Here is a 9,467-nt window from a genome sequence, read left to right on the forward strand (position 1 = left end):
GTTTATAGAATAATCCCTTTATAAAACAACAGGATAATGGAAAAATTCATTCATTTTTGGACTCACCCAGCAGGTGAGATAGCCAATCTTTGAAAATCCAAGTAAAATCATAGAGTTAACAGAAATCCTGGATTTTATCTCACGGATTCACGTCCAAGTGCTATGAGTTTGCCCCAAGATCTCCTGGCGCAAGCACGACTCCTTGCGACGAAAGAACCCAGGTGTCCCAAAGATGCCAGCCTCCGGTGGTCCGTTTCAACCGCCTACTACGCCCTTTTTCACCTGCTGACGGACGAAGCCGGTCAGTTTCTGATCAGCGGCTCTGATCGGGACCCGCTACGCAATCTCGTGGCACGAGGCTTTACCCACTGCTAGACTAAAAGGCCCGTACGAGCGGGTCTTTTCTTTGACTCCCCCATTGTGGAGGGCAAGATCATGCAGTGGGCCGACGTTGTTGCCGATTCGAGCCTCAAGGACCTCCCCTACAAGATCGAACTCAACGAGCACGGTCAGATCCTCATGACACCGCACAGGCCCCTGCATTCCGAACTCCAGGGCGTGCTGCTGGAAGAACTCAATCACCGCATCCAAGGTGGCCGAGCCGTTCCGGAATATGCCATCCGGACCACAGCGGGGGTACGGGTCGCAGACGTGGTTTGGCGTTCCGCCGCCCGTTGGGGTGAGATCCAGGCTGCGGGAACGGCTTCCGCGCCGGTAGCGCCGGAGCTCTGCATAGAAGTTCGATCCCACGGTAATACGGACGCGGAAATGACCGAGAAGCGGGCATTGTACTTCGACGCCGGCGCGCTGGAGGTATGGACCTGCGACGAAAACGGCCAACTCCGATTTTTCGATCCTGGAAATGAATTGGCACAATCGAAGCTGGTGCCTTCCTTTCCGATCCGTATCGAAGTTTAACCCTCGCCTCACACCAGTACCGAGGTATCCGGGACTTACGCCAACCTGCCACCAGGCAGGCAACCGCCGCTGTGATTGGCGACTGGCAGCTGGTGAGTCGAAACCGCCGCACTGCCGTGGTAGCTTTCCTGTATGACCGCAAAGGAGACAGCGATGACAAGCGCCATAGGTTACGAAGACGACGTGGTCGCTTGGGCCACGGAGCAAGCGAGTCTGTTGCGCGCGGGGCGGCTCGACCAACTGGACAGAGCGCATTTGGCCGAGGAGATCGAAGACGTGGGCAAGAGCGAATAGCGGGAGCTGGTCAGCCGCATGACGCGATTGCTGGCGCACCTCCTCAAGTGGCAGAAGCAACCGGGACGTCGAGGCGCGAGTTGGCAAATCACCATCCGCAACCAGCGTCGCGGTATCGCTCGCCGTCTGAAAGAAACACCGAGCCTACGCCCTAAGCTCGCCGAGTCCGATTGGTGGGTAGGCGTGTGGGACGACGCCACGGCTCAAGCGGCCGAAGAGACCGGTCTCTCCGATTTTCCGGACATCTGCCCTTGGGACGCGAGCGAGGTCCTGAATCAGGAGTGGTTACCGGAATAGGACGAGGCTCGCTTTGCCTTGGTGTCAGGTCCCGTCTGTCACGATATTCTCCGAAAAGCGGTGGGGATAACTCTTGCACTAAAGCGCAGGATCTAAATCCCAATTGAAGCTGTTGGTCAAAATCTCTGACATGGAATCTAATTGCAGTAAGTGACTGAGCTCCTGGTGCTAGGCTGTTCTAGCAGAAAAACGCAAACCGAGGGCACAACCCCGGCAATTTGCCGGTATGACGGGCCGTTCTACCAGGATTTCCGATCGCATCTGCGCGAACGGATTTGGCCAGCCCTGCTTGATGTCGCCGTACTTTCGGCAAAATTCGGATTCATCGGGGCTCTGACTGAAATCGAATACTATGACCACAGGATGGATCACGCACGGGCGGTCGAATTGGCTCCATCCTTAGGTGGGCAAATCGATCGGTGGCTGGAAGATTACGATCACATCCGACTTTGCCTCGGTAAAGACTATCTCGCTGCGCTTCCGATGGACCGCCTCGACGACTCGGGTCGTGCGGAAGTCTTCGAAGGACCAATCGGCGTAAAGCGTCAGAAACTCGGAGCCTACCTGCAAACCTTCGATTCGGCGCCCAGGCTTGGTGTACACCCAAGTCCGTCCGACCGACTTTCGTACTTTCTTCCCGATTGGGATGACCTGCTGGATCCCGACTTCGACTTCATGACCGACACGTTCTCAGCTCCCAAAAGAGAACGACAAGAGCTGCACTGTGCGCACTTGTTACATCCCGACAAGATCGCCGACGGAATACTCGTTAGTCTTGCACAGAAACGGGAATCAAAGGGGCCACTCAAATATGTCGGTGGTCTCGATTCGCGCACCTTGCGACCGATCAATCTTCGCCAACACTATGGACTTGATCCCACCCAGGGACTCTTCGGAGACTGTGGTGCGTTTTCCTATGTGAACGAGGACAAACCACCCTTCTCGATCGATTACGTGGTCAGTCTTTACGATCTCTACAATTTCGACTATGGGGCAAGCATCGACCACATTCCTGTACCACAAATCATTGTCGATGGTGCCAAATGCGATTTGTCTCCAAGTAAGCGCGAAGCGCGCGTAGCACTGACGGTCGATAATGCCGACGCCTTTCTTCGGGAAGTAGAACGTCGTCGAGCCGGATTTGTCCCGGTGGGCACGGTCCAGGGCTTATCGCCCGAGCAGTATGCGCACAACGCCTGTGCCTATGCGGAGATGGGCTATCGCCGGATCGCGCTGGGCGGTTTGGTTCCGTTACCCGATTCGATGGTCCAAGCAATCGTTACGACGACGATGGAAGCGCTGAAGAGTCTGAAGCATCACCCGGAGGTCCATCTCTTCGGTATTTTTAGGCCCAAGCTCCAGCACCTTTTTCGCCAACTCGGGATCACGAGTTTTGACAGCGCCAGCTATTTTCGGAAGGCTTGGCTGCGCTCCGACCAGAATTATCTCGGAGAAGACGGCAATTGGTACGCGGCGATTCGCGTGCCCATGACATCCGATGGGAGAACGCGGACTCGGCTTCTCAAGGCCGGTGCCGATCTCGAACTACTCGAAATGCTCGAAGCGAAGGCCCTGTCGGCGCTGCATGAGTATGACCGGGGACGATTGAGCTACCAGGCAACCCTATCCACCGTGCTCGATTACGACGGGAAGTTGGCGCGCAGCAGTGAAGAAAGCGACATCCTGCGTGCCGGCTACGAGCGCACATTGCAGGTCAAACCGTGGCGAGCGTGCAGGTGCCCGATCTGCATGAAGACTGGCATCGACGTGATGATCTTCCGTGGCAGCAACCGCAACAAGCGCCGCGGTGCTCACAACACCTGGCGACTATACGGCATAATCAAGGAACGCACCTTTCAGCCAGCACTGCGCGCGGAAGGAGGTTCCCCGTGACGCCTGAGGCCTTCGTAGATATATTGACCGAGACCTTAGGCTCCGAGCCGAACCCAGAGCAGCGGGAGTGTCTGCTGCACGGTAAAGATGCGCCCACATTCATCGTTGCTGGGCCAGGGTCCGGTAAAACGCGCGTGTTGGTTCAGCGGGCGTTTCGCCACGCGGTAGTCGACCGAATCTTTCCCGAACAGATCGTCGTCACAACCTTCACCAAGAAGGCCGCCAAGGAGATCAGATCCAGGCTCATTCAATGGGGAGAGCCTGTCGTGGAGCAGGCGCGCACCTTCGCCGAAAGGGAAGGCGACGAGGAATTGTTCGCTTATCTAGGCCGCGTGGATGTCAATCGCTTCGTGACCGGAACCCTGGACGGCCTCTGCGAGGAAGCGCTCGATATCTCCCGTATCCCCACCGAGCCCCGCTACACCCTATTGGATGAATTCGCGGCTCGTACCCTGCTTACTCGCCATGGCAAGTTGTACGCAGAACGCGACGCGACATCCGAACTCGACCAGTTTCTATCGGGGTTCACCCTGGACGGCGAACCGCCTTCGTCCACCGGTGATGCTGCTCGCGTTCTCAAATCCATTGCCGATCGCATTGTCCACGATTTGGTCGATGAGAACGGTCTTCAGAACCAAACCAACCCCGGTCTACGCGCCGCTCTGGCGGTCATCCAACGTTACTCGGTTTATTTAGATGAGACATCGCAGCTCGATTTTCCCAGGCTCGAGTCCACCATATGGCGGCGTTTGCTCGATGGACAGGACATTGGCCCGTTAGGTAAAGCGCAGGCCGTACTCGTGGATGAATACCAGGATACGAATCTCCTTCAAGAACAGATCTATTTCGGGATCGCAAAACGCCAAGCCGCGACCCTTACAGTCGTTGGCGACGACGACCAATCCCTCTACCGCTTTCGGGGCGCGACAATCGAGCTCTTCCGTGGATTCGCCGAACGTGCCAGGACCGCCCTGAGCTGCGGCGACATCTCCCCAATCCATCTCCAGCGTAACTATCGGTCCAGCAAGGACATCGTCGATTTCTTCAACGGTTTCATCAAGAACGATCCTGACTTCAACCCTGGTGCCCGCGTGCAGCCGCTCAAGCCCGAGATCACGTGCGAGAGTGATATCGAGCCCTTTCCAATCCTGGGGATATTCAGAGAGGAGGTCAAGGATCTCGCGGAGGCCGTTGCGGACTTTCTGTATGACATTTTCTCCGGGCAGGGCCGTGCAATCCCCGACACGGACCTCAAGCTGAGGGCCGCCCCATCCGGGGGCGATTTCGGCGACGCGGTACTACTCAGCAAATCCGTTAACGAATTCGGCAGGGCTGCATTTGGTAAACCGCCGAACCCGAAATTCCCGTATTTCCTGCGCAATGCGCTGGAGGAACGTGGGATCCGGGTATTCAATCCGCGTGGACGACCGCTACGGGACGTGCCGGCGGTTCAACGACTCCTGGGCCTTGTCCTCGAAACAATCGACCCAAGCGGTCCGAGCACACCTGACGGTACGATAGCCTCCAGCCCTGACATGCACTTACGCAATGATGTAAAAAGGGTCTTCGGCGAGTGGCGTCAGACCGCCCGAGACCAGCTACAAGCGAATCCGTCCGCAATGGATGGAACCAGGCTGCAATTGCGGCTGAACGAGATACGAAAGATCGCTCAACCAGGCGACGACAGTCCGCGGGATTGGCCGTTACTCGATGCGGTCTATGCCTATGTCCCCTATATTCCCGAGCTTTCCGACGATCCGGAGCACCAAGTCTATTTGGAAGTGGTCTCGCGTGCCGCCTCGCAGATGGTGTCCTTCTCTACCTATCGCGGTCAGATCTACCGAACCGAGCCCCACAATAACCGTTCGCGCCGATCCGCCCTCTACGACATGCTCGCGCCTCTCGCCGAAGGCAACATTGAAATCGATGAAGAGATCCTCGCGGATGTCCCCAGGAATTGCTTCAATATGATGACAATCCACCAGGCAAAGGGACTGGAGTTCCCGATGGTGATCGTCGATGTCTCCTCCGAATGCAAAACGAACCACGTTAAACAGCGCTTCAAGCGGTTTCCGGAACGACCGTCCGGAACGACGGCGATTGAAGACACCTTGGCGCCCTTCACCGAAATCGGCGATCTACGCCTGCAACGCACACCACTACAAAGATCGTTCGAAGACATCATCCGGGAATACTATGTCGCCTACAGTTGGCCCCAAAGTGTCCTCGTTCTGGTCGGAAATCGAAAGGCGATCAGGACCAATACCAACACAAAGCATGTAGGGCATTTCTGGCGTTCCGACGGTAGCTGGGCTTGGACAGACAACCTGCCCGCAAGGAAGCCACCTCCGATTCCTAATCTGCCCTTCGTACTGATGTGACGCCTATGGAGCTTCCAGTCAAACGACGCGATAGCGTTTTCCCCGAGTACAGCTTGACCGGTGATATCCTCTCTTTTAAGCGATGCAGGCGGCAATACCGATACTACAACGGCAGCTCGCTTCCGCCATCGCGACCGGTTCAGATGTGGTATGGAGAATTCATTCACGGCGTGCTGGAGCAAGCCTATCTCCTTTGGCGCGAGACCCGACCTCCTTTCCCCTGGCCTTACACGCCAATTGAGCCCGACGCGCGTCCTCAGGCTCCCGATCCGCACTTGCCGCCGCACGATATTCGATCTCTCGGCTGGCCCATCGAAGAGGCGCTCGCCCGTCAGGGCAAGCAGGCACGAAGTCGGCAGACACGTATGTCCGCCTACCAACGGGCGGCGGTTGCGATTAACGAGCTTGGCCCATCCCTGTTCCAATTGATCGAAACGAGCGAGGAGAAAGTGATCGGTACCCGCGACCTTCCAGCACTTGATCAGGGGCAAGCTCGTGCCAGTCGATACGGATTGAAGGGCATCATCGATGTCTTGACCCATGTCACCCTGAACGGTGCGTCGGATGACAACACCATCAAGCAGGCGGTCATGAAAGCCTGTCCAAATCTACAAGGCGAGTATGAAGTCATCGTCGACTATAAGGGTTCGCGACGGCCTGTTACCGATCACGAGCATTGGAGGCTCGGCGAATGGCAGGTCCTTACTTATGCTTGGCTACGCCACCGACAACCCGAAACGAAGCCGGTCGTCGCCTGCATTCTGATCTACGTGAATGAGCTTGCACCTGGTTCCAGCGATTATTTGAAGCTGCAATCGGAGATTAAGAAAAGAGTGACGGATGTGGTTCCGACACCGGGAAGCCAGGACGACTATCAGATCATGACTTTCCAGCCGGGCACCACTCCGAACCTATCCGCTGAGTACAGGATACGCCGTGCGCTTCGAGTCATCCCTGTGAACGACAAAGCTATCACGCAGGCCACTACGGAGTTCGACAACATCGTCAAGGAAATTGAGGAACGCGTCGCCCGCGAAGCAACCTACGGCAGCATACGCAGCGTTTGGGAAGCAGAATCCGATGAAAGCACCTGTGTCGCGTGCGATTTCAAGATGGGCTGCGAATTTGCCACCAAGAAGGGCCACGATAAGGGTGGAACCGAAGAAGACCTCGATTGACTCGATCGGATTGTGGCCTGCGCATGTCCACCGGAGACCGACTCATTTCCTCCAGCCTCGGGTCTTTGTGGTAGCGACCGACCGCAGAACCTCATCGATCACAGACTCACCGATCCGATAGTCGCTTTGCAGTAGCAGGTCGAAGACCACACGCGCGGATGGTGTCAGTCCCCGCAGCTCGGCCATGCCGACAACGGTCGCAACACCGACAACCTGGAGTCCGGTTCCGAGGTCACGGTAACAATGCCGAACAACTCCCGCAGCCAGACGAGCCCTCCGACACGTGCCAAGCCGATCAGGGGGCCGGTACGCTTAAGGACGAGGCAAACCATTGCTCTAACGTTTCCATGATATCGCGATAGCCCGTTCCTGGTTCCAACGCTGCGGGTCGGGACTTTAGCCACCAGGTGGCATCCTTACGATGCGGCCAAGATCCAGCCCATCAAACACATGGGCGAGGTCCTGATCGAGGATATCGGCTATGAGGAAATCGGCGCCAAGGTCAAAAAACCCCCTGGAAGGCATCAAGATCGCCAGCTACGTGGGCTGTCAGACCGGACCCCTTCGGGATCGCCGGCGAATCCTTCGAGAACCCCGTCTATCTGGATAAGATGATCGACACCCTGGGCGCGGAGTCCATCCCCGGCTACGAGAAAAAGGTCCAGTGCTGCGGCGGTGCGCTCGCCTTCTCCGAGCCCGAGAAATCCCAGGAGATGGTCAAAGGTATCATCGAGGCGGCCTATGACCAGGTTGCCGACATGATCGCTACTCCCTGCCCCGTGTGCCAAATGAACGTCGAGGTCTACCAGGACCGGATCAACGCGACCTATTCCACCAAATTCGCCATGCCAGTGGCCTACTACTCGACCCTCATGGCGGTGGCCTATGGCCGCGACGCCAAGGACGCGGCCCTCGACGGGCGGATCATCCCGGCCAAGAAGCTGGAGGAACTGGCGGCCAAGTAGCTCCGACAGTAGGTTCTGCTAGACTTAAGAGGCCCACATGAGCGGGCCTTTTTATCTCAGTTGCAAACGGAGCCGCCTAACCATGCAATACCACATAAACCTAGACGAAGCGCTGTTAGGGGAAGACGGTGAAAAATTCCTGAAGACCCTTTTCCCAAGCAGAAAACATACAAAACGGTTCATAACTGAAAAGCCATGAAAGATCAGAACAACCTACTTCCTCCCCTGATCACGGAATTCTATGATGACCAGGAACGCGAACTCTACGAGTTGATCGAGGGTGAAGGTTTTTTACCTGACGGGATCAGTGAAAAACGCGAATATGAACTACGAGAAGACGCTCGCTCAATGCTCGGTGAGAAACAGATCAGCATCCGACTTCCGGAATATGATTTCGTGCAAATCCGGAGAATCGCGGAACGAGAAGGCATCACCTATCAAATGCTGATTTCGTCGGTTTTGCACAGCTTCATCAACAAGACACTCGCCCATAAGTGAGGTAAAACGCAGGGAGAAATCAGATTCGAGATTATGAACAAAACTGCGGCCGAATGGCTTCGCCGAGCAGAGCAAACGGATGTAGCCATTGATGATCACATGGCGGCACTCGCGGGTGCCATTGATACAGCAACGGACTCCAGGGACATGGAAGTTCTTAAGTCCACGGATGATTTGGCAGCGGCACTAAGTGAAAAGGTATCAGAATCTCCAATGGCTGCCGAGTTGGCCTATATGCGCGCCAACGCCTGGAGTGCTCGTCGGTATATCTGTAAGTACCGTTCGGATGATGAATGGGATTGGGAGGGTGAGGAGATTGAGCACGAACTCTTCCACCTACGCGAGGCAGCTTACCATCCGGCATTTGTCCATCTCGATCCGATGCGGCAGTGCCAAATCGAGACGAATCTGGGCAATCTGCTCAACCATGTCGGGCGCTTCGTAGATGCGGTTACATATTGGGATCGCGCCATTGAGCGCATTCCCAAGTTTGCAATGGCAAATGCCAACCGCGGGATTGGCCTCGGCTTTTCGGATCGGGGTGTCCTGCTGTACAACACCCTGGACTACCCGAGCCATAGCTTGGCGGTAGAGCGGATCAAATGCGCGTTTCGAACTTCCTACTCACTGTTCGATAAGATAGGGCAGTTCGTCAACCATTACTGGCGGCTTGGGATGAAGCGGAGGGATGTTACACTGCGGCGCATTTGGTGTGAGTCACTCAATAACGAGAGAAAGCTGCGCCAGGTATTCCGGTTGTATCCGAACTGGCCGTTGCGAGGTCTGTTCTGGCTGTCCCGTGACCTATTCGATGAGTTTCCAGGTTTTCGTAACCACACTGAACCCGACGCTCGAGATATTGCCACGGTTCGGCACCGACTGGAGCACGGATTTCTTAGAGCCTGTCTAAAAATTAAGATACTGATTTTAGGGCATAAAATCTGTAAATTTCGTACTCGTTCCCATGCTCCAGCGTCACTGCCATTAAGTTAGTGTCAACGGCCTCAGTAGCAGAGCTTGCGTCGGCGCCGATAGAAATCGAG

Annotated in this window: 8 protein-coding genes and 1 pseudogene; 8 read left to right on the forward strand and 1 reads right to left on the reverse strand. The window is 56.0% G+C overall.

The window, feature by feature from the left end:
* Positions 1–435: 435 nt before the first annotated feature.
* The 5 genes and pseudogenes from BQ17_RS16345 (at position 436) to BQ17_RS16370 (ending at position 6,961) form a co-directional block, all read left to right on the forward strand.
* Positions 436–918 carry a Uma2 family endonuclease gene (locus tag BQ17_RS16345; protein WP_089728862.1) on the forward strand — a complete coding sequence of 161 codons (483 nt, stop codon included), beginning with the start codon at positions 436–438 and terminating at the stop codon, positions 916–918.
* A 153-nt stretch (positions 919–1,071) separates the two neighbouring features.
* A pseudogene (locus BQ17_RS16350) lies at positions 1,072–1,509 on the forward strand (DUF29 domain-containing protein).
* A gap of 150 nt (positions 1,510–1,659) precedes the next feature.
* A complete protein-coding gene (gene dpdA / locus BQ17_RS22065; RefSeq protein ID WP_176722481.1) occupies positions 1,660–3,402 on the forward strand; it encodes a tRNA-guanine transglycosylase DpdA in 1,743 nt (580 codons plus the stop codon).
* The gene (locus BQ17_RS16365; protein WP_176722482.1) at positions 3,399–5,783 is read left to right on the forward strand and encodes a UvrD-helicase domain-containing protein; all 2,385 of its coding nucleotides are present in this window, start codon (positions 3,399–3,401) and stop codon (positions 5,781–5,783) included. The genes dpdA and BQ17_RS16365 overlap by 4 nt, the downstream gene beginning before the upstream one ends.
* 53 nt (positions 5,784–5,836) lie before the next feature.
* Complete coding sequence (locus BQ17_RS16370) at positions 5,837–6,961, forward strand: PD-(D/E)XK nuclease family protein (protein WP_218068318.1); 1,125 nt, start codon at positions 5,837–5,839, stop codon at positions 6,959–6,961.
* 164 nt (positions 6,962–7,125) lie between these two features.
* On the opposite strand, the gene BQ17_RS22885 is transcribed toward BQ17_RS16370, so the two are convergent.
* Positions 7,126–7,293, reverse strand: coding sequence for a hypothetical protein (locus tag BQ17_RS22885; RefSeq protein ID WP_218068319.1), 168 nt, complete (start codon positions 7,291–7,293; stop codon positions 7,126–7,128).
* Between the two features lie 279 nt (positions 7,294–7,572).
* On the opposite strand from BQ17_RS22885, the gene BQ17_RS16375 reads away from it, so the two are divergent.
* The 3 genes from BQ17_RS16375 to BQ17_RS16385 all read left to right on the forward strand — a co-directional run bounded on the left by BQ17_RS16375 (position 7,573) and on the right by BQ17_RS16385 (position 9,417).
* A complete protein-coding gene (locus BQ17_RS16375; protein ID WP_256091643.1) occupies positions 7,573–7,926 on the forward strand; it encodes a heterodisulfide reductase-related iron-sulfur binding cluster in 354 nt (117 codons plus the stop codon).
* A gap of 195 nt (positions 7,927–8,121) precedes the next feature.
* Entirely contained in the window at positions 8,122–8,424 is a 303-nt protein-coding gene (locus BQ17_RS16380) for a hypothetical protein (RefSeq protein WP_089728872.1), read from the forward strand.
* Positions 8,425–8,457: 33 nt separating this feature from the next.
* A complete protein-coding gene (locus BQ17_RS16385; protein WP_089728874.1) occupies positions 8,458–9,417 on the forward strand; it encodes an LA2681 family HEPN domain-containing protein in 960 nt (319 codons plus the stop codon).
* The last annotated feature ends 50 nt before the right edge of the window (positions 9,418–9,467 follow it).

The sequence above is a fragment of the Candidatus Thiosymbion oneisti genome, from assembly GCF_900092655.1.
GTDB lineage: Bacteria > Pseudomonadota > Gammaproteobacteria > Chromatiales > Chromatiaceae > Thiosymbion > Thiosymbion oneisti.